Source organism: Catellatospora sp. KI3, assembly GCF_029948125.1.
Taxonomy (GTDB): Bacteria; Actinomycetota; Actinomycetes; order Mycobacteriales; family Micromonosporaceae; genus Catellatospora.
Genome location: NZ_JASAMB010000001.1, coordinates 209,900 through 234,911, shown reverse-complemented (window position 1 = coordinate 234,911; position 25,012 = coordinate 209,900). Strand labels below are relative to the sequence as shown.

Below are 25,012 nucleotides of genomic sequence, written 5' to 3'. Positions count from 1 at the left end.
GCGGCCACCCGGCCGGGGCTCGTGTCAGATCGGCCGGACCCATCGTTGTAGACCTGGTGAAGCTCGACATTTCCGCCGGTCGCCTGCTGCGCACCCTGCTGTGCTGCATCGCCGCCCTGCACGCGCTCAGCCTCGGCTTCTGCCTGGTCTACCACGGGCTCGGCGTGTACGCGCCGTTCCCGTACTTCGGGCGCCTGGTCAAGTTCTTCTACGTCGACAAGGAGGACAACCTGCCGACGTGGTACTCCTCCGGGGTGCTGCTGCTGGCCGCGCTGCTGCTGTGGCAGGTGGCGAGCCGCGCCAAGGCGTCCGGGGCCCGCTTCGCCCGGCACTGGCGCATCCTCAGCTTCGTCTTCGCGCTGCTGTCGATCGACGAGTACGCCCAGATCCACGAGATCGGCGCCACCGTCGCCGTGGTGCACCTGGGCCAGGCGTCGTACCTGTCCTGGCTGGTCCTCGCCGCGCCGTTCGTGCTGGTGCTGGCCGTGTCGTACACGCGGTTCCTGCTCGCGCTGCCGGGACGGGTGCGCCTGTTCGTGCTCGTCGGGGCGGCGCTGTTCCTCAGCGGCGCGGCGGGCATGGAGGTCGTCGGGGCGTTCTCCGGCCGCGAGAACATCGGCTTCACCCCCGGCTGGGCCAGCATGCGCTACGTGCTGTCGGCCTCCTTCGAGGAGCTGCTGGAGATGACCGGCGCGACCCTGTTCGTGTACGCGATCGCCCACCACCTGCAGCAGCACCAGCGTCCCGGCTCGGCGGCCGCACCCGCCCAGGCGGCCCGGGAGACCGCACCGGCCGTACCCGCCGGAACCGGCCGGTGACCACCCCGGCGCTGGACCGGACCGCCCTGGCCGCCGCCGGTCGCGACGCCGCCGCCAAGCTCGCCGCGTCAGGCGTGCACGGCACCGCCCTGACCTGGGTCGACAACGCGGGCGTGACCAGGGTGAAGGCCGTGCCCACGGCGCGGCTGCCCGGCGCGGCCGCGTGGGGCGTCGGCATGTCCACCGTGCACGACGTGTTCTGCGTCGACGACACCATCACCGCCGGGCGGCTCATCGGCGGCCCCGTCGGCGACCTGCGGCTGCACCCCGACCTGGACCGGCTCACCGTGCTCGCCGCCCAGCCCGGCTGGGCCTGGGCGCCGGTCGACCGGTGGACCCAGGACGGGCAGCCGTACCCGGCGGACCAGCGCCTGTTCGCCCGCCGCATGACCGCCCGCGCCGCGGCCGCCGGAGTCACCCTGCGGATGGCCTTCGAGCTGGAGTTCTACCTGGCCCGCCCGGACGGCGGCCCGGCCTCCGACGGCCCCGCCTACGGCATGACCCGGCTGGTCGAGCTGTCCGACTTCGGCCGCGACCTGCTCGCCGCGCTGGCCGCGCAGGACGTCGCCGTCGAGCAGTTCCACCCCGAGTACGGCACCGGCCAGCTGGAACTGTCCGTCGGCCACGCCGAGCCCGTGCACGCCGCCGACCGGGTCGTGCTCGCCCGCGAGACCGTCCGCGCCACCGCGCTGCGGCACGGGCTGCGCGCCTCGTTCGCGCCCGTCGCCGTCGCCCGGCAGGTCGGCAACGGCATGCACCTGCACTTCTCGGTATGGGCCGACGGCGCCAACCTGCTCGCCGACGGCGACGGCCCGTACGGCATGACCGCCCGTGGCGAATCCGCCCTGGCCGGGGTGCTGTCGCGGCTGCCCGCCCTGGCCGGGCTCGGCGTGCCCAGCCCCGCGAGCGCGCTGCGCCAGGCGCCGCAGCGCTGGGCGGGGGCGTACCGGTGCTGGGGGCGGGAGAACCGGGAGGCGGGGCTGCGCTTCGTCACCGGCGTCGTCGGCAACGGCAGCGGCGCGGCCAACGCCGAGGTCAAGTGCGTGGACGCGGCGGCGAACCCGTACCTGGTGGTCGGGGCGGTGTGCGCGCTGGTCGCCGACGCGGTCGACGCGGGGCTGCGGCTGCCGGAGGAGGTGCGGGTGGACCCGTACACGCTGGCCTCGCCGCCGCCGCGACTGCCCGACACGCCCGCCGCCGCGCTCGCCGCCCTGCACGCCGACCGCGAGCTGTGCGCCGTGCTCGGGGCGCCGCTGCTGGACGCGTTCGACGCGGTGCACCGGGCCGAGGCGGACACGCTGGGCAGGCTGCCCGAGGCCGAGCTGGTGGAGGCCGTCCGGTGGCGGTACTGAACATGCTCGACCTCAGCGGGCTCGACCTGGTCGACGGGCACTGCCACGGCATCACCACCACGCCGCTGGACGACGCCGCGTTCGAGCTGTGGTGCACCGAGGCCGACGAACCGGCACCGGTCGGCGCCCCGTACCTGGACAGCCAGGTCGGCCTGGCGCTGCGCCGCTGGTGCGCGCCACTGCTCGGCCTGGACGCCGGGGCGGGCGTCGAGGACTACCTGTGGCAGCGGCGGCGGCTGGGCCCCGAGGAGGCCGCCGGGCGGCTGCTGCGCGCCGCATGCCTGTCCGCGCTGCTCGTCGACACCGGCCCGGCCGTGAGCGGCCTGCTGCCCGCGCCCGCGGTGGGCGCGCTGGCCGCGGCACCGACCCATGCGGTGGTACGGCTGGAGCAGCTGGCCGAGTCGGTCGCGCCCGTCAGCGGGCCGGACGCGTTCGCCGACGCGTTCGCCGACGCGCTGCGCGCCGCCCTGCCCGGCGCGGTCGCCACCAAGTCGATCGCCGCGTACCGGCACGGGCTCGGCCTCGACCCGACCCGCCCGCAGCCGCAGGAGGTGCGGGTCGCGGCGGCGCGCTGGCTGCGCGACGGCGGCCGCCTCACCGATCCGGTGCTGCTGCGCCACCTGCTGTGGTGCGCGGTCGACACGGGCCTGCCGATCCAGCTGCACACCGGCTTCGGCGACCGCGACGCGCTGCTGGCCCGCACCGACCCCGCGCTGCTGCAGCCGTTCTGCGAGGCGACGCTGCGCACCGGGGCCCGGCTGGTCCTGCTGCACTGCTACCCGTACCACCGCCAGGCCGGGTGGCTGGCCCAGGTGTACCCGCACGTCTACGCCGACGTCGGCCTCACCGTCGCGCACCTGGGCGCCCGTTTCACGGCCGTGCTCGCCGAGTTCCTGGAACTGGCCCCGTTCGGCAAGCTGCTGTACTCCTCGGACGCGTTCGGCCTGCCCGAGCTGTACCTGATCGGTGCCGCCCAGTTCCGCCACAGCCTCGGCCAGGTCCTGGGCGGCTTCGTCGCGGACGGCGCCCTGCCCGCCACCGACGCGCTCCGGATCGCCGACCAGCTCGGCTCCGCGAACGCCCGCAGGCTCTACGGCCTGTAACCGAACCACGGCGCACCCTGGCCGTGCTCGCGGCCAGCCGATTCGTGCGCCGCGGGTATGGATGTGCTGCGGCGGCTCACACCTCACAGGTTGTACGTACACCCTATGAGGTGTGAAGCCGCGCAGGGGCATGTCCCGTCGCGGGGCAGCGGTGGCGAAGCTGATGGCCATATGCTGCGGCCGTGGCTGAGCAGCGCGGGCGGTACCGGCTCCGGACGCGGATACGCACCAGACTGCCGTGGTTCCTGATCAATCTCGGTTTCGCCGACAAGGGGCGCCGGGACTGCGGCGATCACGACTGGTACGCCGGCGACGGTGTCGTCGAGCACTGCTACCACTGCCGGGTGGGCGAGCGGCCGTACGATCCGGCGCACTTCGACGGATCAGCGGACCGGTAACTCCGACGTACGTCGCGCCACGCGTACCAACCTCGCGGCACCCACGGGTCGGATGCCGCCGGTGGGTGCCGCATCCGATGGTCGGCGGTCAGCATCAGCTCGAAGCGGTATCCGCGGTACGCCGCAGCCCGTCATCTGACCACGCGTCGGCTGGGCACATGCTGGCTGGGCCCGTGAGGAAGACTAGGCGGCATGGCTGACTTGGACGATGCGAAGGCCGCGCTGCACAACTACCTCCGGGAGGCTCGCGAAGGCCTGATCTGGAAGCTCGACGGGCTCAGCGAACGCGAAGCGAGACTGCCCCGCACCGAGACCGGCACCAACCTGTTGGGGATCCTGAAGCACTGCCTCAACGTGGAAGCCGGCTACTTCGGACCCACATTCGGGCGCGAGTTCCCGACGCCCGGGGAACTGGTCCCGACGGAGGCGTTCGAACAGGACCCGCAGGCGGACTGGTACGCGCGCGAGGACGAGACGAAGGACGGGTTGATCGACCTGTACCGCCGGGTCGCAGCGTTCGCGGATGAGACGATCGAGCGGCTGCCGCTCGGCGCGCCGGGGCTGGTGCCGTGGTGGCGGCCGGAGAACCAGGCCGTGACACTGCACCGGGTCATCATCCACGTGACCTGCGACCTCGCTCGACACGCCGGTCACGCGGACATCCTGCGCGAGCAGCACGACGCGGCGGTCGGCCTGGGCCGGGAGAACTCCAACATCCCTGACGGCTACGACTGGCCGGCGTACGTCACCAGGCTCACGAAGCTGGCCGACCACTTCGGTGAAGGCTAGCTCCAGCTTCTTACTGTGGCGCAGCCAGGGACTTCGTGCTCGGGCTGGCCGCCTGGCGGTGGCCACCTCGTCCGCCTGCGTTCGGCTGTAGCAGGCCGTGAATCGGACGGGGCGGGTATCTGCCTGCCCATCCGGCCTCGCCCTGGACCGGCCGTGGCCAGCATGGTGGGGGAGGCGGCGAATCATGAGGCGTGCCCCTGCCAGTGGGGCCGCGCTGGTCAGAGAGCGGGCAGTTCCCGGGCGATGCACCAGCCGTCGGCCGCCTGGGCCATCGTGTAGACCACGGTCAGCTCCATCGGCTCCGACCGGCCTGCGACGGTGACCTTCTGGGCCGCGCGGACCTCGACTGCCGACCCCTCGGACCGGGTCTCGGTGATCGTGTAGGAGGTCACTTTGAAGCGCGGGCCGAAGGTTCCGGCGTCGGTCTGGGCGACCGCGTCGTACTGCTCGCGCACATCCGCGCAGACCAGCAGGTGCCCTTCCGCGAAATCACCGTCCTGGACCGCATTGAGGTAGGCCGTGACGACCTGGCGTACCGCGGTGTCGACGGCGGGCTGGACCACTGCGGCGGGCTGCTGCGAGCTGGCTGCCGGGGCGGTACCGGGTGCGGATTCTGACGAGTCGCCGCACCCGGCGGCCTGCAGAGCCGCGAGTGCGGCGAGGACGGCGTAGCCGAGGGTGCGCGAGGTGCGGGTGATCATCGTCCTGCCTTGCTGAGCTGCGAAGAGGCCACAGTGTTCCACAGGAGCACGGCGGCGTCGTAGCTGGTGCGGAGCGAGGTGAGCAGCGCGACAGGCGCCGCTCTTTGCGACGCGGCGACGGACGGTGGCTCGTCTGCTCACTCGGCAGACGGGGCAGCCTACGTGCGCGTCCGCCGCGCACGCCGCCACAGACCGAGCGAGGCGCCCAGGGTCAGCACCAGCAGGATTGCGAGCAGGACAAGTACGGCCGAGCCGGAACCCGACTCCGACACGGCCGCGTTGACCGGCTCGCCCGGGGTGGCTTCCGGCTGCGCCGACTCCGACTGTGCCGGGGTCGGCGATGCCGGAGTTGCTGACGACCGGACCGACGCGGAAGGCGAGCCCGCGAGCGAGGTGGGTGCGGGGGCGGTCGCGGAGTCCGGCCCGGTGGACGGGGCGGCGCCGACGCCACGCGGACGGACGTCGAAGCCGAAGAAGCTGTTGGTCATGTTGGTGTCTTCGCTGCGATCGGAGACGAGCAGGCTCATTCCACTCGAGGCGCTGACGTTGGTCTTGGCGAACCGCAGGTGCATCTCCCAGTGCAGCGACCTGCCGGGGGCGAAGTGGTTCCCACTGAACGGTCGACATGACCCTTTCGGTGCGCTGCCCCGCGACCGGCAACAACCGCTGGGGATCCCGGAGCGCTGCCTCGATGCGGAGGACGGCTACTTCGGACCCCATCGAGCGCGAACTCCCGACTCGGACGAAGTGGTTCGGATGGAGCCGTTCGAACACGGGTCTCGCAGGTGTCTGGGCTGCGGGGTCCTGAGAGGGCGATCGCATCCCTCCATTGACATGTATGTGCGTCAACCGTAGGGTTCTGGCTGCATGATCGCGGACCTGTGGAGGGTTACGGTGGGACGATCGTCGCTGTGTGGCCTTACTGTGCCCTGGCTTGCCGTGTTGTCGGCACCGAACGAGGGGCCGTTCCTCCCGGGTTCTTGCGATCGTCGGGGGATGCGCCAGAAGTCCTGAGTATATGGATGCATCTGCGCGTCGCTCTGATCCATGCCCGCCGTCCCGCTCGGGCCGGCTCGGCCACCTTCAGAAGGGTGCACAAAGTGGAGAGAACCGCAGCGCGCGGGGTGATGCGGCGGTTGGTGCCTGCCGTCACATCCGCGATCGCGATGATCATGGTCATCGCTCTGCCTGGTGTCGCACATGCGGCCTCGGACCATGCCGTTTCGGGCGACACGTGGAGCTGGTCGTCCGAGTGGTACATATCAACAACTTACCGGACTAAGTCGGGTGACGGGAACGCGAAGATCAAATTCAGTGAGCTGCCCCTTCTCGATGGCAGTTCGCGACCCGTCGATGGAATCAAATGGCGTTATATCGCAAATAACGGCAGTGTCGTAGGCGGCAGCGAGTTCTCCATGTACTCGCTGAACACGTGGTACACGCACTGGTACCTCTCCAACGGCTTCCAGTTCAGAAACTCGTTCGCGCGTACGACCACCTGCACTAACCCGGGCTGCAACCATCACTTCGCCGGTACGCAGAACTACTAGTCGCGACTGCGGAAGCCCTGCGGATCGCGGCTGATCCGTGGGGCTTTCGTGAGCTCGGAGGCGGTAAGACCACATGACAGCCAACCGTCCGGCAAGGGCCAATCGTCGCCGCAACTCGCATGTCGCCTTCCTTCTCGTTCTGGTGACGGCGGCAGGTTGCGGCAGCAGTCCGCCACCTGGTGAATCAGAATGGATCTCCGCAGACCAGGCTGCGGCAGAGTACGTGGACGAGGCCGAAAGCCTGGAACTCGCACCGGGCTGGCGGTGGCCCGAGACTCCCGTGTACGAACCTAGAGCGGCGGATGGAAAAAAGATCAACTACGGTGTCAACACCGGTAGAGTCGACGCTTCGTGGTATTGGCACTGCTCATGGGCTAGGACGTACTTCGCGGCCGAGACGCTTCAAGAGCGGGACACCGCGCTGAAGGAGGTTCTCCGGCTCAGGGGGTCGGCGTTCTACCGCTACGGACTGTTGCCGGAGGATCAGAGCGCACGCGACAAGGTGCTGGCGCTCGCCGAGTCCGGCGACCTCAAGCAGTTGAGGGTAGTCATCGACTTGAACTGCCCGAGCGAAAGCGATTAGCGGCGCCAGTGGACGGAACCGGTAAGAGGTGGGTATGAGGATAGGCGGGCTACGTGGTCCGGGCGTCGCTAAGACTTCGGTCCGACGCACCGGAGTAACGATTCTGCTGTCCGCCACAGCGCTGGGCACTGCGGCCTTCCTGGGCGATGCCGCACCGGGCAGGTGGGGCACCGCAATGATCGCGGTCTTCAGCACCGGCCTGTCCTGGTGTTTCGCGGCACTACTCGTCGGCCTTGGGCAGCGGTCGTCTGCACGCGCCGCGGTCGCGAGCACGGCGCTGCTCCTCGGTGCTACGGCGGTGTACTACCTGCTGATCATCGAAGTGAGCCAGCGGTGGCGCGGCGGCTTTCTCGACAGCGGCGAAGCGGCCGACAGGCTGGGCCTGTACTCCGTCGGCCTCTCGGCAACATTCTGGGTGGTCGCATCGCTAGGCGTCGGTCCTGTTCTCGGCGTGGTGGCCTGGCGAATGACGACAGGCGGCAACCGGGAGAGCGCCGTCCTGGCGGGTGGGACAGCAGGCCTACTCTCCGGGCAGGGTTGGTACACACTGCTCTTCCTGACGCCCTGGCCGATCCCTGACGAGTTCAGTGCGCGACTTCTGCTGTCCGCGATATTGACGATCACGCTCTCGGCGCTGGCGCTGGGGTATCTGGTGCGGCGGCTCGGTCTTCGAATGATGATGGGTCATGTCGTATTCGCGGCTGTGGCTGGTGGAGCCCTGGGTCTTGCGCTCTGGAGACTCGTGGCAGTCGCGCGAATGAGCCTAGGCGTCTAGGAGGATCTCCGCTCAACCCGATCCTGCCGCCGCGGGTGACGGTCCCCGTCGTATCGCCCCGCATCGCGCTGGACGCTTTCAGCGCTGGCTGACAGCGGACACACGGAAGGCGCCGACTTCGTACAGTCGGCGCCTTCATGCTGCGTGGACTCAGCGCTGCGCGTTGCCCTGGTCCTCGACGCCGAGCTTCCGTGCGATGGCGGCCAGGAGCGCGCCTTGCCTGGTCTGCTCCTGGCGCATCTCTCGAAGGTCTAACCGCAGTTCACCCTGCCCCACAGCCAGATCGCCGATCGCACTCGGCAGCTTGGCCCATCTGCTCAAGGCGGCTGTCGATCGCGTCCAGGCGATCGTTGAGATCAGTAAGCGGGTACCGCATACCCACCGCAACCTCCGACACTAGGGCATGCGTCACCTATTGGGGCGGTGCTGGTTAGCTCGCGGCATTGATACACACCGCAAAAGCAAACCCATCTTTGTCCGTGTTCGTGCGGTTGGTGAAGAATACCTGCCAGGCACTGCCATCGGGTAGCGGATTGCTGTTCACGACGTCAATATCTTGAGAAGCGCTAAAGCCTCCCCCGACTGCTTTCTTTCCTGCCGGACAGTTGGCCGTCGAAAACCCTGCCCCATTGGGGGCTAGTGTCACCAGATTGCCCTGCACTACTTCGTACCCGGTTATGCCACCACCGGTCGGTGGCGATGGCGGTGTGGGCGAGGAGGACGTCGCACTCTGGTTGCAGGTGATCGTTTGGGTTCCCGAAAGATAGTCGTCCTTGCCCTGGCCAAGTTGATAGCAGGACGTCAATACGGAAGGGCTGACGGTGATCAGATTTGAAAGATCCAGAAGGTCGGACAGCGACAAGAGGCTGTCCTGGGCAGCGGCGGGTGTCGCGCCCGTAACCACCGTGCTTACAGCCGCTCCCGCCAGGATGGCCATTCCGATTCTTCGTTTCATATGGACCCCAATTACGCCACCATGCCGTCGGTGTCCGACGTCATGTAGAACGATGGAGTGCCATCCGCGTTGTGGCTAATGCCACGAGTGGGCCGAAGTCGTTGCTACTGCGAACCGTAGGTCCAGGACCGGACTGCGTCTGACCTTCCTGACCGCCACGGCCGACGAGGTCGCTGAGTGGCCCACCGACGAGCGAGCCGAGTTCGTCGCCCGCATCCCCAGCGAGGCGCGCGAGTACTGGGAGCTGACCGAGTACGCCAAGGTGGCAGCGCTTGACGCGAAGTAGCCGCCAGGGGTCGCCGCCATCACCGGGTCGGCGGCCCATCGGACGCGTCCCGGGAGCCTCAGCGCCAGGCCGTCTCCAGGCCGTCTAGCGGCGACCAGCAACCACCAACGTTGCCCGACAAGGCCGAGCGAAGCAGCAGTTCAGAGGGTGCGGCGGGTGGCGTGACCATGAGGGCGACGGACGAGTCGACCTGTACGCCGGATTTTGTACCGGTGCTCGCGCGCCGGTGGCGGCCATCCATCTACGCCTGCCGTCGCCGACAGGCTCTAGCAACCTACCCGCGGACATCGGGCGGGCAGCCCTCGAACGTCCGCGCGACCACCGCCCGCCCGAGGGCTCACGGCGGCCAGTCTTGGTCTTGCTCCGGGTGGGGTTTACCGAGCCACCCCGGTCACCCGGGGTGCTGGTGAGCTCTTACCTCACCGTTTCACCCTTACCCGCTCCTCCGAGGAGTGCGGGCGGTCTGCTTTCTGTGGCACTTTCCCGCGGGTCGCCCCGGGTTGCCGTTAGCAACCACCCTGCCCTGTGGAGTCCGGACGTTCCTCGGCACCGCCGGGGCCGAGGCCGCAGCGGTGACGCGACCGCCCGGTCGACTCGTCCGTCGCGCTACCCATGATACGTGGCACAACCGGCATGATCACCGTGCCGTACCCGTTACGGTCAGCATCGATGGACGTGCTGCTGCCCGCGCTCGCCGCGGCCGGGGTGCTCGCCGGGGCCGTGAACGCGGTCGCCGGGGGCGGCTCGCTGCTGGTGCTGCCCGCGCTGCTGGCGGCGGGCGTGCCGCCGGTCGGCGCGAGCGTGACGACGGTGATGTCGGTGATCGGCGGGTACTCGGCGAGCGTGGTCGGGACGTGGCCGGACCTGCGGGGACGGTCGGCGCGGCTGCGCTCGCTGGTGCCGCTGACGGCCGCGGGGGCGTTGACCGGTTGCGTGCTGCTGCTGCGTACCCCGCCCACCGCGTACGCGGTGATCATGCCGTTTCTGGTCCTCGCGGCCTCGCTGCTCCTGGCCTTCCAGGGGCGGCTGTCGGTCCGCCTGGGCGGTGATCATCCGGTATGGCTGCGAGCGCTGCTCCTGTTCGCCGTCGGCGTGTACGGCGGCTACTTCGGTTCGGTCCTCGGCGTGATCCTGCTGGCGGTGCTCGGACTGATGCTCGCCGAGACCTTGAACCGCCTGGTGGCGGTGAAGAACGTGCTCCAGCTCGCGGTCGGCGCGGTCACCACCACCGTGTACGCCCTCTTCGGCCCCGCCTACTGGCCGGCCGTCGCGATCCTCATCCCGACGACCCTGCTCGGCGGGTACGCCGGCGCCCGCCTCGGTCGCCGCCTGCCCGCGCGCACCCTGCGCCGCGTCGTCGTCGCCTTCGGCATCACCCTCTCCGCCCTCCTCCTCATCCGCGCCCTCACCTGACCAGCCCCCCGCCGCCGCGCGCCCCGCCCACCGCGCTCGCGCGCCCGGCGGGGTGGTGCAGTTTCGGGGAAAGTGCACGAATAGGGGCCAAGATTCCAGCACTTTCCCCGAAACTGCGCCACGGACCCGACACGGGACGGGGCGGGAGGGGGCGGCGCGGGGCCTTAACGATCGTTGGGAGTCATGTCACAGGGCGCGAACGGTGTCCGAGGTGCGAGGATCGGGCGCATGGCACTGGATCTGGCTTCCCTTCCCGACGTGACCGCGCTGACCGTCGGCATCCTCGGCGGCACCGGCGATCAGGGCCGCGGCCTGGCGTACCGGCTGGCGCTGGCCGGGCAGCACGTGCTCATCGGCTCGCGCAGCGCCGAGCGCGCCGCGGCGGCCGCGGGTGAGCTGGCGTCGGCCGGACGGGTCGAGGGCGGATCGAACGCGGAGATCGCGGGCTGGTCGGACGTGGTGATCGTGGCGGTGCCGTACGCGGGGCACGCCGAGCTGCTGACCGAGCTGGCGCCGCTGCTCGCCGACAAGATCATCGTGGACTGCGTGAACCCGCTCGGCTTCGACAAGCAGGGGCCGTACGCGCTGGCGGTCGCGGAGGGCAGCGCCGCGCAGCAGGCGGAGAAGCTGCTGCCGAACTCGCGGGTGACGGCGGCGTTCCACCATGTCAGCGCGGAGCTGCTGGCGGATCCGTCGGTGCAGTCGGTGGAGCTGGACGTGCTGGTGCTCGGGGACGACCGCGAGGCCGTCGCGGTGGTGCAGGCGTTGGCGGGGCGGATCGCGGGGATGCGCGGGGTGCACGCGGGCCGGCTGCGCAACGCGGGCCAGATCGAGGCGTTCACCGCGAACCTGATCGCCATCAACAAGCGCTACAAGGTCCACGCCGGCGTCCGCGTAACCGACCTCTGACCGCTCACCCTGCCCGGCGCCGCCCACCCGCGCACCTAGCATCGACGTTGGCCTATCTAGAAGACGGATTCCGTGAAACTGTCCTCTGGATAGGCCAGCGTCAATTAAAGGCCCGGGCGGCACCCGCCGGGGCTGGACGGGTCAGAACGTGTGCTCGGCTGTCGGGAAGGCGCCGTCGCGTACGTCGGCCGCGAACGCCGCCGCCGCCTCGCTCAGCACGCTGTGCAGATCGGCGTACTTCTTCACGAACCGCGGCGTCGGACCGGCCGACGCCGGTCGCATCCCGGCCATGTCCTGCCACACCAGCACCTGTGCGTCGGTGTCCGCCCCTGCCCCGATGCCCACGGTCGGGATCGGCACCTCCGCCGTCACCCGCTTCGCGACCTCCCCCGGCACCATCTCCAGCACCACCGAGAACGCCCCCGCCTCGGCGACCGCCCGCGCCTGCGCCACCAGCGCCGCGGCCGCGTCGTCGCCGCGCCCCTGCACCCGGTACCCGCCGAGCTGGTGCTCCGACTGCGGGGTGAACCCCAGGTGCGCCATGACGGGAATCCCCGCCCCGGTGATCGCCGCGATCTGCTCGGGCCGGAAGCCCTCCAGCTTGATCGCGTGGCAGCCGGTCTCCTTCATGAACCGGACGGCGGTGCGCAGCGCCTGCGCCGGGCCCTCCTCGTACGAGCCGAACGGCAGGTCCGCCACGACCAGCGCCCGCCGGGTCGCCCCGACCACGGCGCGGGCCAGCGGGATCATCTCCTCCACAGTGACCTGCACAGTCGTCGGGTAGCCGTAGACGTTGTTGGCCGCGGAGTCGCCGACGAGCAGCACCGGAATACCGGCCTCGTCGAAGATCTGCGCGGTGTACTGGTCGTACGAGGTGAGCATGGCCCACTTCTCGCCGCGCTCCTTGGCCAGCAGCAGGTGCCGGGCGCGTACCCGGCTGCCGGCCTTCGCCCCGTAGAGGGACGCCACGCTGTCGGACATCACTGTCTCCTCTCACCTCGAGGCCGCGCTCGCGGTCCCCGGGTCTCTGAGGAGGATGTTTCCACCTGTTGAACGGCCGATGTCAGGGTTCAGTGCAGAATTTCACTGCGGCAGGAGTGAAGAAGGGGCCCTTCCTCTATGTAAAGCGATAAGAAGGGTCCCTTCCTTACCGCGCTCAGCGCGACTCGCGCCAGCGGTTGGTGATGGGCAGGCGCCGATCGCGCCCGAACGACTTGAACGAGATCTTGGTGCCAGGCGCCGACTGCCGCCGCTTGTACTCCGCCCCGTCGATCAGCCGCAGGATCCGGTCCACCAGCGCCTGGTCGTGCCCAGCGGCCAGCAGCTCGTCACGCCCCTGGTCGCCGTCGACGTACCCCGCCACGATCGCGTCGAGCTGCTCGTACGGCGGCAGCGAGTCGGTGTCTAGCTGGCCGGGCCGCAGCTCGGCGCTGGGCGGCTTCTCGATCGAGCTGACCGGGATCACGGGGGAGACGGTGTTGCGCCACCGGGCCAGCTTCCAGACCAGCGTCTTCGGCACGTCCTTGAGCGGGTTGAAGGCGCCGACCGAGTCGCCGTACAGGGTGGAGTAGCCGACGGCCAGCTCGCTCTTGTTGCCGGTGGTGAGGACCAGGTGGCCCTCCTGGTTGGACAGCGCCATCAGGATGACCGCGCGCACCCGGGCCTGCAGGTTCTCCACGGCCAGGCCGGACAGGTTCAGGTTGGACAGGAACGAGTCGACCATGTGCTGGATCGGCTCGACCCGGTAGTCCAGGCCGGTCAGCTGCGCCATCTCGGCGGCGTCGTCGCGCGAGTGCTGCGAGGAGTGGCCGCTGGGCATGGAGACGCCGACGACGTGCTCGGCGCCGAGGGCGTCGACCGCGATCGCGGCCACCACCGAGGAGTCGATGCCGCCGGACAGGCCGAGCAGGATCGACTTGGCGCCGTTCTTGCGTACGTAGTCGCGCAGGCCGAGGACGAGGGCCTGCCACACCTCGGCCTCGTCGGCGAGGCGGTCGGCGATGCCGGCGTCGGCGGGCGGGCCGACCGGGGCGCCCCAGTTCGTGCGCACCAGGTGCCGCGCGGCCTTCATCGCGCCCAGGTCGCCGGTGGGCGCGTCCGGGTCCGCCTCGGGCAGCTGCAGGTCGTGTACGAGCAGTGCCGGGTCGAACTGCGCCCCGCGGGCCAGCAGCGTCCCGTCCGCGGCCACGATCATGGAGTCGCCGTCGAAGACCAGCTCGTCCTGCCCGCCGATCATGTTGACGTACGCCACCGGCGCGTTGGCCTCCGCGGCCCGCCGCGCCACCAGCGGCAGCCGCACGTCGTCCTTGTTCAGCTCGTACGGCGAGCCGTTGATGTTGACGACCAGCCCGACCCGGGCGGCGGCGGCGACCGCGAACGGCCCGCCCGCCTGCCAGATGTCCTCGCAGATGGTCAGCGCGACGTCGGCCTGGCTGCCGTCGGCCCACTCCAGCCGCACCACGGTGAGGGTGTCGCCGGGCACGAAGTAGCGGTCCTCGTCGAAGACGCCGTAATTGGGCAGGTGGTGCTTGTCGTAGCGGGCCGCGACCGTACCCCGGTGCAGCAGCGCCAGCGAGTCGCGCGGGCCGGTGGCCGACGTGCTGTCGGCACCGAGGCGGGCCGGGCCGTCGGCGTCGAGGTAGCCCACGACCACGGCCAGCTCGCCGAGGCCGTCGGCGGCCAGGTCGGCGGCCAGGCGGTCCAGCGCCTCCCGGGAGGCGTCCACGAACGACTGGCGGAACACCAGGTCCTCGACCGGGTAGCCGGTCAGCATCATCTCGGGGAACGCGACCAGGTGGGCACCGGCCTCGGCGGCGCGGGCGGACCACTCGCGCACCAGCGCGGCGTTGCCGGCGATATCGCCGACCGTGGGGTTGACCTGGGCGAGAGCGAGACGCAGCGTGGCGGTCATGCCCTCATCTTCGCGCATCGCCCCAGCCGGGGCCCGTCCCGGCACCCGTGTGCCCGGCCACATCCGCCGCGCGAGTCACCCGGCCGGGCGCGGGCTCAGCTCTGCGGGGCCGGGCTGGCGCCGAGTCTGCCCAGCGTGATCGGCAGCAGCTTCCGTGCGGCCTGGCCCAGCACCTCGGTGAAGTGGGCCAGGTCGGCCACGGCCCCGTGCTGCTGGGTCGACTCCATCTCGCGCAGCACCGACAGCACCCGGCCCACCCGGCCCAGGGCAAGGTAGCCGGTCATCGTCTTGCGCGTCCCGGTGAGGGTGAACCGCAGCGCGAACGCGTCGCCCTCCAGTTTCAGCAGGTCGGCGGGCAGGTGGTCGCGGGGTACGTCGTCGACCCGGACCCGGACCGCCGTGCCGTCCTCGAGCACCGCGTCGAAGGCGCGGCAGCGCTGCCCGACCCGGCGCAGCTCGTCCAGCGTGTTCGCCGCCCCGTTCCCGCTGAACGTGGTGAGCACCTGGGTGATCAGCGTCGGCCCGTACTGGCGGGACACGGCCTGGGCGCTGGGACGGACCACGGCCTTGGGGTGCGGGGCGAGCGTGGCGGCGGTGTGCCGGATCAGCTCGTCCGGGGCGCCGAGCAGGCTGGCGCAGCGCTCGGCGCGCGGCACGTCCGGCGCCCTGGTCGCGGGCGCGGGCGCGTAGCTGGGGGACAGGTCGGCCGGGGCCAGCAGCGCCGCCTGCAGCTCGGGCTGCGAGGCGGTGATGGTGTCGGTCTCCCGCGGTGGCGCCGCGTGGGTTCGGGGGGTGTGCTGGGCACCCATCACCCCGGCGATGATCAGCGCGGCGATGAGCAGGCCGCCGAGGGCGATGCCGCCGGCGATGGTGCGGTGGCGCACCGGAAACAGGGTGTCCAGGCGGGTCATGGGCGCTCCTTCGTACTGACCGTTAAAACGGGTAAGAAGGGTTCCGGTTGCGGGATCACCGTCACGGGGCGTACTGCTTGAGGATGGCGTAACGTGCGCGTAATGAGGCCGCGCCAGACTGGCCGGAGATCAGAGTCGAGAGAGGCCCGCCGTGGATCGTCAGCAGGAGTTCGTGCTGCGTACGCTTGAGGAGCGCGACATCCGGTTCGTGCGCCTCTGGTTCACCGACGTGCTCGGCACCCTGAAGTCGGTCAGCGTGGCGCCCGCCGAACTCGAGGCGGCGTTCGAGGAGGGCATCGGCTTCGACGGCTCCGCCATCGAAGGCTTCGCCCGGGTGTACGAGTCGGACATGATCGCCATGCCCGACCCGACGACGTTCCAGGTCTTCCCGTTCGAGGGCGGCGGCTCCGGCGAGAGCGCCCGCATGTTCTGCGACATCCTCATGCCCGACGGCACCCCGAGCTGGGCCGACCCGCGCCACGTGCTGCGCCGCGCCCTGTCCAAGGCCGCCGACAAGGGCTTCACCTTCTACACCCACCCCGAGGTCGAGTTCTTCCTGCTCGCCGACGCCCCGGCCGACGGCGGGCTGCCGACGCCGGTCGACTCCGGCGGCTACTTCGACCACACCACGCACGCCATCGCGCGCGACTTCCGCCGCCAGGCGGTGCTGGCCCTGGAGCGCATCGGCATCTCGGTGGAGTTCAGCCACCACGAGGTCGCGCCCGGCCAGCAGGAGATCGACCTGCGCTACGCCGACGCGCTGACCACGGCCGACAACATCATGACGTTCCGCCACGTGATGCGCGAGGTCGCGCTGTCGCACGGGGTGCAGGCGACGTTCATGCCCAAGCCGTTCACCGACCAGCCCGGCAGCGGCATGCACACCCACCTGTCGCTGTTCGAGGGCGAGCGCAACGCGTTCCACGACCCGGCCGACCCGCACAAGCTGTCGAAGACGGCCAAGGCGTTCATCGCCGGCATCCTCACCCACGCGCGGGAGTTCACCGCGGTCACCAACCAGTGGGTGAACTCGTACAAGCGGCTGTTCCCGCAGATGATCCCGGACCGCATCTCCGAGGCGCCCGCGTACGTCTGCTGGGGCCATCTGAACCGCTCCGCCCTGGTCCGCGTCCCCGCGTACGGCAAGCCGAACTCGGCCCGGGTCGAGGTGCGCTCGATGGACTCCGCCTGCAACCCGTACCTGGCGTTCGCGGTGCTGCTCGGGGCCGGTCTGCGCGGCATCGAGGAGGGGTACGAGCTGCCTCCGGGCGCCGAGGACGACGTGTGGTCGCTGTCGAACGCGGAGCGGCGCGCGATGGGCTACTCGGCCCTGCCGGAGAACCTGTCCGAGGCGATCGACGTGATGGCCGGGTCGGAGTTGGTGGCGGATGTGCTCGGTGAGCACGTGTTCGACTTCTTCCTGCGCAACAAGCGCGCGGAGTGGGAGGAGTACCGCCGCGAGGTGACCCCCTTCGAGCGCCGCCGCTACCTCGGCGCCCTCTGACCGGCCACTCGCACACCGTCTCCCACCCGCCCGCCCCGCCTTTTATTGACGCTGGCCTATCCAGAAGACGATTCTTCGAGATCCGTCCTCTGGATAGGCCAGCGTCGATGCTAAGGGGGGCGGGGTGAGCCCCGATCGGGGACGCTGGCGGTGTTCGCGAGCAGCGCGTCGCAGGCGGTGATCAGGGCGGCGCGGAGCGGGGCGGCGCGGTCGGCGAAGGCGCGCTGCTCGGCGGCGTACTGGGCGCGGCCCTCGGGCGTCTCGATCAGCACCGGCGGGAAGCCCAGGTCGGCCAGGTCGTACGGGCTCGCGCGCATGTCCAGTTCCCGGATCTCGCGGGACAGCGCGAAGCAGTCGCCCACCAGCTCGCTGGGGACCAGCGGCGACAGCTTGTACGACCACTTATACAGATCCATGTTTCCATGCAAGCAGCCCGGCTGCTCCAGCGCCTGCTGGGACTCGCGCGTCGGCTGGTGCACGTTCAGCGGCCGGGCCGGGGCGGTGAAGAAGCGGAACGCGTCGAAGTGCGTGCAGCGTACCCCCCGGTCCTGCACGACCTCGGCCGTCGCGGACGGTGACAGCCGCAGCGGCCAGGAGTTGTGCCGCACCTCGGCCTGCGTCTGCCGGTAGACCATGGCCCACTCGTGCATCCCGAAGCAGCCGAACTGCGGCGGCCGGGACGCGGTGGCAGCCAGCAGGTCGCGGATCCAGCGCACCGAGTCGGTCCGCTTGGCCGGCAGGCCCGGGTCGAGGATCGTGCCGCCGTCAGCCGGCACGTAGTCGCGGGCTGGTTCGCCGCCGTCCAGCAGCACGCCCGCGCCCGGGTGCCAGGTGCGCAGCTGGGCGGGCCGGTGCGAGTAGTACGTGAACAGGAAGTCGTGCACCGGGTGCTTCACGCCGCTGCGGCGGCGGTGCAGGTGGTGCTCGATCCAGCCGTCGACGCGCTGCTCGTGGGCCGCGCGGCGGGCACGCCAGACCGGCTCGCTCAGTCGGGTGGCGGTCGCGGTGGTCACCGGCCAAGGTTAGCCAGCTCGGCGGTGCGGCTGCGCCGCCGTCACCACCTCCGCTTCGTGCCCTGAGCGCCCGCGTTAGGTTGGGCACGAGAAAACGTTGTGTCGACAGCTGGGGGCTGTGGTGCGGATCGCACGCTTTGTTCATCCGGGAGGCATGTCGTTCGGGGTCGTGGAGGGCGACCCGGACGCGGGATCGAAGGGCCTCACCGTACGCGTCATCAACGGCCACCCCTTCGGTGAGCTGGACCTCACCGACCAGCGGTACGCCGTCGACGACGTCCGGCTGCTGTCGCCGATCCTGCCCAGCAAGGTGATCGGGGTCGGGCGCAACTACGCCGACCACGCCGCCGAGCACGGCGTCGAGGTGCCCAAGGAGCCGCTGCTGTTCCTCAAGCCGTCCACTTCGGTGATCGGGCCGTACGACGTGATCCGGCTGCCCGAGCAGTCCCGGCAGGTCGAGCACGAGGCAGAACTCGCCGTGGTGATCGGTGCCACGGGCGCCCGCCGCGTCGACCGGGCCGGGGCCGAGAAGGCCATCTTCGGGTACGCCGTAGCCGACGACGTGACCGCCCGCGACCTGCAGCGCTCCGACGACCAGTGGACCCGCGCCAAGGGCTTCGACTCGTTCTGCCCGCTCGGGCCGTGGATCACCACCGGGGCCGACGTCAGCGACCTCGAGGTCCGGTGCGAGGTCAACGGCGAGGTACGGCAGCTGGGGCGGACCTCCGACATGGTGTTCGACGTGCCGACGCTGATCTCGTACATCTCCCACGTGATGACGCTGCTGCCCGGCGACGTCATCCTGACCGGCACCCCGGCCGGGGTCTCGCCGATCACGGCCGAGGACGTGGTGAAGGTGCGGATCGCCGGGCTCGGCGAGCTGCGCAACCCGGTCAAACCGGTGGTGTGACCAGCGTCCGCGACGCGCGGGCGGGTATCGATTTGGCGGTGCCGGGGGTGTCAGGTAAAGTTCACTCCCGGCAGCGGTAACGGTGCCGATGGGGTATGGGGTAATTGGCAGCCCAACTGATTCTGGTTCAGTTAGTCTAGGTTCGAGTCCTGGTACCCCAGCTTCCAAGCCTGATCGAGCGAGAGCCCGATTAGCGCGGGGGAGCTGGAACTGTTAGAGTTTCGGCAGGCCGCCGAGCTGAGAAATCAGCAGAGGCGGTCGAAAAATGAAAACGGAAAGTCCTGGCCCCGTCGTCTAGCGGCCTAGGACGCCGCCCTCTCAAGGCGGTAGCGAGGGTTCGAATCCCTTCGGGGCTACAACAACGAAAGCGGCTCACCGGCATTCGCCGGTGAGCCGCTTTCGTTCACCCATACGCCCCCTGGGACCTGTGCGAGGGGCGTGCAGTTTCGGGGAAAGTGCAGGAATCTTGGCGTCGAATGCTGCACTTTCCCCGAAACTGCACGGAAAACCCGCCGGGGCGGCGGGCCGTCCCGAGGGATCGGCCCACCGCCCCGGGCGGGTGGGGTGTCAGCGGAACAGCAGGCGGAGGGTGCCGGTCTGGGCGCCGTTCTCGGTGGACTGGGCCAGGACGACGGTGCGCAGCGGCAGGTCCGCTGAGGCGCCGAGCGCGGCCAGGTCCAGGTAGAGGGCGGTGTCGGCGTTGGCGGGCAATCCGGCGGTGGCGGACTGGAACGCCGGCTGTGCCGACAGCGGGCTGGCCGACGCCACGTACCCGGGGGTGATGGCGGTCACCGAGCTGCCGTCGGCGGTGGCGTTGAACCACGCGCCGAGCGACTCCAGCAGGTTGACCAGGCCGTCGGCGGCGGCCGGGGTGGTCGCCGCCACGTCGACGCGCAGCTCGGCCTTGGGCTCGGTCTTGTTGAGGCTGACGGTGATCTGGGCCCCGTTGAGCCCGGCCAACTGGTCGAGGTCGGGCCCGAAGGAGCCGGGGCCGCCCAGGCTGCCGAGGCCGCCCGGCTCGCCCATCGCGCCGGCGGGCATGCCGAGCAGTTCGGCGACCCGCTTGCGCTCGGCGTCGGTGAGCTTGTCGAAGTCCTTGGCCATCAGCTTGTCGAGCTCCTTGAGCTCGGCTGCGGTGAGCTCAGGTACCTCGACGCCCGGTTCGGTGCTCGGCACGACGGAGACGGGGTGCGGTTCGTCGGGGTCGAGCCCCATCCCGCCGGTCAGGCCGGGCAGGCCGAAGAGGAACGTGCTGAGACCGGACAGGCCGGACATGCCGAGGGGCAGGGCGGACGAGCCGTCGATGGTGTCGGCGGGCAGCTGCACCACGGCCCCGAGCAGCGAGTTGTCGGGTAGTGCGCCGAGGCGGGCCAGGGCGTCGGTGCGGGCCGGGGCGGCCTTCGCGGCACCGGTCTGGCGGTAGCGCGCCTCCAGGCCGCTGTCGGTGGCCCGTACGCCGAGGATCATCCGGCCCTGCTGCTGCGGGGTGTCGGGCAGGCCGGACCGCAGTTCCGGGTCGGCGCTGAGCGCGCCCATCATCAACTCGCTCATCAGCTTGCTGACCCGGCCCATGTCGGCCCAGACCACGACGAGCTGGTCGCCTTCGAGCCAGGCACGGTCGGATGAGAAGTCGCCCGCGGCCGACAGCGGTGCCCGCTGGGATTCGGCGAACGCCTTCTCGGCGGCCGCCTGCGTGCCGTCGGAGCCGAGCGCGATGAGGGCGATGCCGTCGCGGACGACGAAGCCGAGGTCGCCGTCGTCCTTGCGGGCGGCTTCGCGCATCCGGCCCAGTCCGGCCGTGGCGGCGTCGCTGTCGGTGCTGGCCACCGCGATGAGGGCGTACGTCTTGCCGCCGTCCTGCCAAAGGCTCAGGCCCGCGCGGCGGCCGGCCCAGCTGAGCAGGTCGCGTTCGAGGTCGACGCCCGGCAGTCCCATGCCCTTGAGCACCTGGGTCAGCAGTTCGTCGCGCTGGTCGGCGTCGGCGTCGCCCTTGGTGGACCCGGGCAGGTCCCGGGCCAGCTGGAGCAGGCGGATCTGCTGCTCCAGCCCGGTGTCGAGGTCGATCGAGGCGAACAGCGCGGCGGTGCCGGGCATGGCCTCCTCGACGCGCCGCCCGTCGCCGAACGCGAACCGGTAGACGGCGTACGCCCCGACGCCGAGCAGCAGCACCACGGCGGCCACGGCCGCGATGAGCACCGGCGTACGGCGGGGGCGGGTCGGGGCCGGGGTCTCGGCGCCGGTCGCGTCGAGGGTGATCACCGCGCCGGGCTCGGCCGGGGCCGGGGCGGGGGAGCCGGTGTCCACCGGCTCAGCGGGAGCGCCGGCGGACGTGGGGTCCGTCGGCGCCGCTGGGTCAGACATGGGAGTCGTTCCCTTTCGAGGGGAGTCAAGGCTGCTCATCGTAGGTACGACGAGCAACCCGCGCTGCCCCGAACCCTGCGCCGCGCGTCACAGGGCCGCCGCCCACTCGGCAGTTTCGGGGAGAGTGCGGGAATCCTGGGCCGGATTGCTGCACTCTCCCCGAAACTGCACGAAAAGGCGCCGGGGGTCTAGGTCGTCAGAGGCCGGACAGGCGCTGGCCGGCGCGTACTACCGCCATCGCGTGGCGGTCGCCGGGGCGGCGGCCCAGGCGCTCTATCGGGCCCGACACGCTGATCGCCGCGATGACCCGGCCGGTGCGGTCGCGGACGGGGGCGCTGACCGAGGCCACGCCCGCCTCCCGCTCGGCCACCGACTGGGCCCAGCCGCGCCGCCGTACCTCGGCCAGCGTGCGGCCGGTGAACTTGCAGCGAGGCAGCAGGGGCATGACCGCCTCCGGGGGTTCCCACGCGAGCAGGATCTGCGCGGCCGAGCCTGCCGTCATCGGCAGTATCGCGCCGACCGGCACGGTGTCGCGCAGCCCGCTGGCCCGCTCCGCCGCGCCGACGCAGATGCGCTCGTCGGCCCGGCGCAGGTACAGCTGCGCGCTCTCGCCAGTGGCGTCCCGCAATGCGGACAGCAGCGGCTCTGCCGCTGTCAGCAGGACGTCGGGGGCGGCGTTGGCGAGCTCGCCCAATCGGGGACCCGGGCGCCAGCGGCCCTGCGTGTCCCGTACCAGCATCCGATGAATCTCCAGCGCTTGCGCCAGCCGGTGCGCCGTTGCTCTCGGCAGCTTGGTGCGATCGACGAGTTCCGCGAGGCTCGCGCCGTCGACACAGGCAGCGAGGATCACTACCGCCTTGTCAAGGACGCCCACGCCAGACATACTGTGTCCCACAGACCGAAACATACCTCCCAAGATGCGGGATGTCCAGATGGTGGGAGACACCCAGTGAGCAGGACCCTTGCCCAGAAGGTCTGGGACGCACACGTGGTACGCCAAGCCAGTGGCGAGCCGGACCTCCTCTATATCGATCTTCATCTGCTGCATGAGGTGACCAGCCCGCAGGCCTTCGACGGCCTCAGGCTGGCCGGACGTGCGGTGCGCCGGCCCGATTTGACGATCGCGACCGAGGACCACAACACGCCGACCGACAATCTGCTGACCATCAGCGACCCGGTGTCGCGTACGCAGATCGAGACCCTGCGCCGTAACTGCGCCGAATTCGGCGTGAAACTGCACCCGCTCGGCGACCCGCAGCAGGGCGTCGTCCACGTGATGGGACCGCAGCAGGGCCTGACCCAGCCGGGCATGACCATCGTCTGCGGCGACTCGCACACCTCGACCCACGGCGCCTTCGGCGCGCTGGCGTTCGGCATCGGCACCTCCGAGGTGGAGCACGTGCTGGCCACCCAGACGCTGCCGCAGTCCACGCCCAAGCAGATGGCGGTCACCGTCACCGGCGAGCTGCCCGAGGGCGTCTCGGCCAAGGACCTGATCCTGGCCCTGATCACCCAGGAGGGCACCGGCGGCGGCCGCGGCTACGTGGTGGAGTACCGCGGCCCGGCCATCGAGAAGCTGAGCATGGAGGGGCGGATGACCGTCTCCAACATGTCCATCGAGTGGGGCGCCAAGGCCGGCCTGATCGCGCCGGACGAGACCACGTTCGCCTGGCTGGAGGGGCGCACCTTCGCGCCGAAGGGCCAGGCCTGGGACGACGCGGTGGCCTACTGGCGCACGCTGGCGACCGACCCGGACGCGGTCTTCGACAAGGAGGTCTTCCTCGACGCCTCGTCGCTGACGCCGTTCGTGACCTGGGGCACCAACCCCGGCCAGGGCGCCTCGCTGGACAGCAGCGTGCCGGACCCGGAGTCGTTCGGCAGCGAGTCCGAGCGCGCCGCGGCCCGCCGGGCCCTGGAGTACATGGACCTGCAGCCGGGCCAGGCCCTGCGCGACGTGAACGTCGACGTCGTGTTCGTGGGCTCGTGCACCAACGGCCGCCTGGAGGACCTGCGCACCGCCGCCGAGGTGCTGCGCGGCCGCCACGTCGCCGACGGCGTACGGATGCTGGTGGTGCCCGGTTCGGCGGCCGTGCGCGAGCAGGCCGAGCAGGAGGGCCTGCACGAGGTGTTCACCGCCGCGGGAGCGGAGTGGCGCTTCGCCGGGTGCTCGATGTGCCTGGGCATGAACCCCGACACCCTGTCCCCGGGGCAGCGGTCGGCGTCCACCTCGAACCGCAACTTCGAGGGGCGGCAGGGCAAGGGCGGCCGTACCCACCTGGTGTCCCCGGCCGTGGCCGCGGCGACCGCCGTGACCGGCCACCTGTCCGCGCCCGCCGACCTCGCGCCCGCCGCGGCCTGATCCGAGAGGCTGACCATGGAGAAGTTCACCGTGCACACCGGCACCGCGGTGCCGCTGCGGCGGTCCAACGTGGACACCGACCAGATCATCCCGGCGGTGTACCTGAAGCGGGTCACCCGGACCGGCTTCGAGGACGGCCTGTTCAGCGCCTGGCGCGAGGACCCGTCGTTCGTGCTCAACAACCCGGTCTACACCGGGGCCTCGATCCTGGTGGCCGGGCCGGAGTTCGGCACCGGGTCGTCGCGCGAGCACGCGGTCTGGGCCCTGAACGACTACGGCTTCCGGGTCGTCATCTCCCCGCGCTACGGCGACATCTTCCGCGGCAACTCCCTCAAGCAGGGCCTGCTGACGGTGGAGCTGCCGCAGGAGGCGGTGGAGGCGCTGTGGGCCCTGGTCGAGGCCGACCCGGCGGTCCAGATCGAGGTGGATCTGGAGGCGCGGGAGGTCCGGGCGGGCGGCCACTCGTGGGCGTTCGCGCTGGACGACTTCAGCCGCTGGCGCCTGCTGGAAGGCTTGGACGACATCGGACTCACGCTGCGGCACGAGGATGCGATCGCCGAGTTCGAGACCCGGCGTCCCTCTTTCGGAGTGCTGGTCGGCTGAGGCCATAGGCCCTTAATCAGGGCGTTTTCCGGGTCGTACCCGGGTGATGAAGAGTGACAGCAACGGGAAATGCCCCCGACCGGTTACACGGTCGGGGGCATTTCTGCGTTGCGACACATAGGTGGTTTTTCACCCTCCTGTTGGCATATTGCTGACGTTGGGCCTACTGTGCGCACAGAATGACTGTTATAAGTCCAGTAGTACCTATACGGGAGGAATCCGTGAACAAGACAGAGCTGATCGACGCGATCGCCGCTCACCCGAACGTCACCGACAAGCGGACCGCCGCGGCCGTGCTGGAGGCCACGCTCACCGAGATCCAGAACGCGGTCACCAAGGGCGACAAGGTCTCGCTGACCGGCTTCGGTGTCTTCGAGAAGCGGGCCCGTGCCGCGCGGATGGCGCGCAACCCGCGTACCGGCGAGGCCGTCAAGGTGAAGAAGACGTCGGTCCCGGCATTCCGTCCCGGCGCGGGCTTCAAGGACACCGTGGCGGTCGGCAAGGTCGCCGCTCCGGCCAAGAAGACGGCGGCCAAGGCCGCGGCGAAGAAGACCACCGCCGCCGCGACCCGCCCGGCCAGCAAGGCCACCGCCGCCGCGAAGACCGCTCCGGCCAAGAAGGCGGCGACCAAGAGCACGGCGACCAAGGCGACCGCCGCCGCGAAGGCGACCACGGCCAAGAAGGCCCCGGCCAAGACGGCGGCGGCGGCGAAGACCACGGCGGCGGCGAAGAAGACCGTGACCGCCAAGGCGACCGCGAAGAAGGCGCCGGCCAAGAAGGCCGCCAAGAAGAGCTGACCCGACGCGTA

Annotated in this window: 24 protein-coding genes, 2 tRNA genes and 1 other RNA gene; 17 read left to right on the top strand and 10 right to left on the bottom strand. The window is 70.6% G+C overall.

Annotated features, from left to right (window positions below; all coding sequences use genetic code 11):
• The first annotated feature begins 56 nt into the window (after window positions 1–56).
• From QEZ54_RS01095 to QEZ54_RS01075, 5 genes are all read left to right on the top strand, one after another.
• Window positions 57–818: a hypothetical protein gene (locus QEZ54_RS01095; RefSeq protein WP_281302526.1), complete on the top strand. Its 762-nt coding sequence runs from the start codon at window positions 57–59 to the stop codon at window positions 816–818.
• Entirely contained in the window at window positions 815–2,170 is a 1,356-nt protein-coding gene (locus QEZ54_RS01090) for a glutamine synthetase family protein (RefSeq protein WP_281302525.1), read from the top strand. The genes QEZ54_RS01095 and QEZ54_RS01090 overlap by 4 nt, the downstream gene beginning before the upstream one ends.
• Window positions 2,158–3,273 (top strand): amidohydrolase family protein, encoded by a 1,116-nt coding sequence (locus tag QEZ54_RS01085; protein WP_281302524.1) that lies wholly within the window; start codon window positions 2,158–2,160, stop codon window positions 3,271–3,273. Before QEZ54_RS01090 ends, QEZ54_RS01085 begins: the two co-directional genes overlap by 13 nt.
• 182 nt (window positions 3,274–3,455) lie before the next feature.
• Window positions 3,456–3,671, top strand: coding sequence for a hypothetical protein (locus QEZ54_RS01080; protein WP_281302523.1), 216 nt, complete (start codon window positions 3,456–3,458; stop codon window positions 3,669–3,671).
• 192 nt (window positions 3,672–3,863) lie between these two features.
• Window positions 3,864–4,460: a DinB family protein gene (locus tag QEZ54_RS01075; RefSeq protein ID WP_281302522.1), complete on the top strand. Its 597-nt coding sequence runs from the start codon at window positions 3,864–3,866 to the stop codon at window positions 4,458–4,460.
• 218 nt (window positions 4,461–4,678) lie between these two features.
• On the opposite strand, the gene QEZ54_RS01070 is transcribed toward QEZ54_RS01075, so the two are convergent.
• Together QEZ54_RS01070 and QEZ54_RS01065 are read right to left on the bottom strand one after the other, a co-directional pair.
• Complete coding sequence (locus QEZ54_RS01070) at window positions 4,679–5,161, bottom strand: hypothetical protein (RefSeq protein ID WP_281302521.1); 483 nt, start codon at window positions 5,159–5,161, stop codon at window positions 4,679–4,681.
• Window positions 5,162–5,319: 158 nt separating this feature from the next.
• A complete protein-coding gene (locus QEZ54_RS01065; protein WP_281302520.1) occupies window positions 5,320–5,733 on the bottom strand; it encodes a hypothetical protein in 414 nt (137 codons plus the stop codon).
• 450 nt (window positions 5,734–6,183) lie between these two features.
• Here QEZ54_RS01065 and QEZ54_RS01060 point away from each other — a divergent pair, with 450 nt between their 5' ends.
• The 3 genes from QEZ54_RS01060 (at window position 6,184) to QEZ54_RS01050 (ending at window position 8,069) form a co-directional block, all read left to right on the top strand.
• Window positions 6,184–6,711: a hypothetical protein gene (locus QEZ54_RS01060; RefSeq protein ID WP_281302519.1), complete on the top strand. Its 528-nt coding sequence runs from the start codon at window positions 6,184–6,186 to the stop codon at window positions 6,709–6,711.
• Between the two features lie 223 nt (window positions 6,712–6,934).
• Window positions 6,935–7,294: a hypothetical protein gene (locus tag QEZ54_RS01055; RefSeq protein WP_281302518.1), complete on the top strand. Its 360-nt coding sequence runs from the start codon at window positions 6,935–6,937 to the stop codon at window positions 7,292–7,294.
• A 175-nt stretch (window positions 7,295–7,469) separates the two neighbouring features.
• On the top strand, window positions 7,470–8,069 hold the full coding sequence (locus QEZ54_RS01050) for a hypothetical protein (protein ID WP_281302517.1): 600 nt from the start codon (window positions 7,470–7,472) through the stop codon (window positions 8,067–8,069).
• Between the two features lie 430 nt (window positions 8,070–8,499).
• On the opposite strand, the gene QEZ54_RS01045 is transcribed toward QEZ54_RS01050, so the two are convergent.
• Both QEZ54_RS01045 and rnpB read right to left on the bottom strand, forming a co-directional pair.
• A complete protein-coding gene (locus QEZ54_RS01045; RefSeq protein WP_281302516.1) occupies window positions 8,500–9,006 on the bottom strand; it encodes a hypothetical protein in 507 nt (168 codons plus the stop codon).
• A 481-nt stretch (window positions 9,007–9,487) separates the two neighbouring features.
• Window positions 9,488–9,907: RNase P RNA component class A (gene rnpB, locus QEZ54_RS01040), an RNA gene on the bottom strand.
• A gap of 72 nt (window positions 9,908–9,979) precedes the next feature.
• On the opposite strand from rnpB, the gene QEZ54_RS01035 reads away from it, so the two are divergent.
• Together QEZ54_RS01035 and npdG are read left to right on the top strand one after the other, a co-directional pair.
• On the top strand, window positions 9,980–10,723 hold the full coding sequence (locus QEZ54_RS01035) for a sulfite exporter TauE/SafE family protein (protein WP_281302515.1): 744 nt from the start codon (window positions 9,980–9,982) through the stop codon (window positions 10,721–10,723).
• Window positions 10,724–10,951: 228 nt separating this feature from the next.
• The gene (npdG, locus tag QEZ54_RS01030; protein WP_281302514.1) at window positions 10,952–11,632 is read left to right on the top strand and encodes an NADPH-dependent F420 reductase; all 681 of its coding nucleotides are present in this window, start codon (window positions 10,952–10,954) and stop codon (window positions 11,630–11,632) included.
• 141 nt (window positions 11,633–11,773) lie between these two features.
• Here the strand turns inward: npdG and panB are convergent, their stop codons facing one another.
• The 3 genes from panB to QEZ54_RS01015 form a co-directional block, all read right to left on the bottom strand.
• Window positions 11,774–12,613, bottom strand: coding sequence for a 3-methyl-2-oxobutanoate hydroxymethyltransferase (panB, locus tag QEZ54_RS01025; protein WP_281302513.1), 840 nt, complete (start codon window positions 12,611–12,613; stop codon window positions 11,774–11,776).
• 175 nt (window positions 12,614–12,788) lie between these two features.
• Window positions 12,789–14,543 carry an NAD+ synthase gene (locus tag QEZ54_RS01020; RefSeq protein ID WP_281302512.1) on the bottom strand — a complete coding sequence of 585 codons (1,755 nt, stop codon included), beginning with the start codon at window positions 14,541–14,543 and terminating at the stop codon, window positions 12,789–12,791.
• Window positions 14,544–14,638: 95 nt separating this feature from the next.
• Window positions 14,639–15,454: a hypothetical protein gene (locus QEZ54_RS01015; RefSeq protein WP_281302511.1), complete on the bottom strand. Its 816-nt coding sequence runs from the start codon at window positions 15,452–15,454 to the stop codon at window positions 14,639–14,641.
• Window positions 15,455–15,605: 151 nt separating this feature from the next.
• Between QEZ54_RS01015 and QEZ54_RS01010 the strand changes: the two genes are divergently transcribed.
• Window positions 15,606–16,958: a glutamine synthetase family protein gene (locus QEZ54_RS01010; protein ID WP_281302510.1), complete on the top strand. Its 1,353-nt coding sequence runs from the start codon at window positions 15,606–15,608 to the stop codon at window positions 16,956–16,958.
• A 110-nt stretch (window positions 16,959–17,068) separates the two neighbouring features.
• On the opposite strand, the gene QEZ54_RS01005 is transcribed toward QEZ54_RS01010, so the two are convergent.
• Window positions 17,069–17,971 (bottom strand): 3-methyladenine DNA glycosylase, encoded by a 903-nt coding sequence (locus tag QEZ54_RS01005; RefSeq protein ID WP_281302509.1) that lies wholly within the window; start codon window positions 17,969–17,971, stop codon window positions 17,069–17,071.
• A gap of 121 nt (window positions 17,972–18,092) precedes the next feature.
• On the opposite strand from QEZ54_RS01005, the gene QEZ54_RS01000 reads away from it, so the two are divergent.
• The 3 genes from QEZ54_RS01000 to QEZ54_RS00990 all read left to right on the top strand — a co-directional run bounded on the left by QEZ54_RS01000 (window position 18,093) and on the right by QEZ54_RS00990 (window position 19,237).
• Window positions 18,093–18,881: a fumarylacetoacetate hydrolase family protein gene (locus QEZ54_RS01000; RefSeq protein WP_281303010.1), complete on the top strand. Its 789-nt coding sequence runs from the start codon at window positions 18,093–18,095 to the stop codon at window positions 18,879–18,881.
• A gap of 89 nt (window positions 18,882–18,970) precedes the next feature.
• A tRNA-Gln gene (locus tag QEZ54_RS00995) sits at window positions 18,971–19,042 on the top strand.
• A gap of 122 nt (window positions 19,043–19,164) precedes the next feature.
• Window positions 19,165–19,237: transfer RNA gene (locus tag QEZ54_RS00990), tRNA-Glu, on the top strand.
• A gap of 211 nt (window positions 19,238–19,448) precedes the next feature.
• On the opposite strand, the gene QEZ54_RS00985 is transcribed toward QEZ54_RS00990, so the two are convergent.
• Both QEZ54_RS00985 and QEZ54_RS00980 read right to left on the bottom strand, forming a co-directional pair.
• The gene (locus tag QEZ54_RS00985) at window positions 19,449–21,242 is read right to left on the bottom strand and encodes a hypothetical protein (protein ID WP_281302508.1); all 1,794 of its coding nucleotides are present in this window, start codon (window positions 21,240–21,242) and stop codon (window positions 19,449–19,451) included.
• 196 nt (window positions 21,243–21,438) lie between these two features.
• Window positions 21,439–22,125 carry an IclR family transcriptional regulator gene (locus tag QEZ54_RS00980; RefSeq protein WP_217394642.1) on the bottom strand — a complete coding sequence of 229 codons (687 nt, stop codon included), beginning with the start codon at window positions 22,123–22,125 and terminating at the stop codon, window positions 21,439–21,441.
• Window positions 22,126–22,191: 66 nt separating this feature from the next.
• On the opposite strand from QEZ54_RS00980, the gene leuC reads away from it, so the two are divergent.
• From leuC to QEZ54_RS00965, 3 genes are all read left to right on the top strand, one after another.
• Window positions 22,192–23,601 (top strand): 3-isopropylmalate dehydratase large subunit, encoded by a 1,410-nt coding sequence (gene leuC / locus QEZ54_RS00975; RefSeq protein ID WP_281302507.1) that lies wholly within the window; start codon window positions 22,192–22,194, stop codon window positions 23,599–23,601.
• A 15-nt stretch (window positions 23,602–23,616) separates the two neighbouring features.
• A complete protein-coding gene (gene leuD, locus QEZ54_RS00970) occupies window positions 23,617–24,204 on the top strand; it encodes a 3-isopropylmalate dehydratase small subunit (RefSeq protein WP_281302506.1) in 588 nt (195 codons plus the stop codon).
• Window positions 24,205–24,383: 179 nt separating this feature from the next.
• Window positions 24,384–25,001: an HU family DNA-binding protein gene (locus QEZ54_RS00965; RefSeq protein ID WP_281302505.1), complete on the top strand. Its 618-nt coding sequence runs from the start codon at window positions 24,384–24,386 to the stop codon at window positions 24,999–25,001.
• Window positions 25,002–25,012 lie beyond the last annotated feature (11 nt).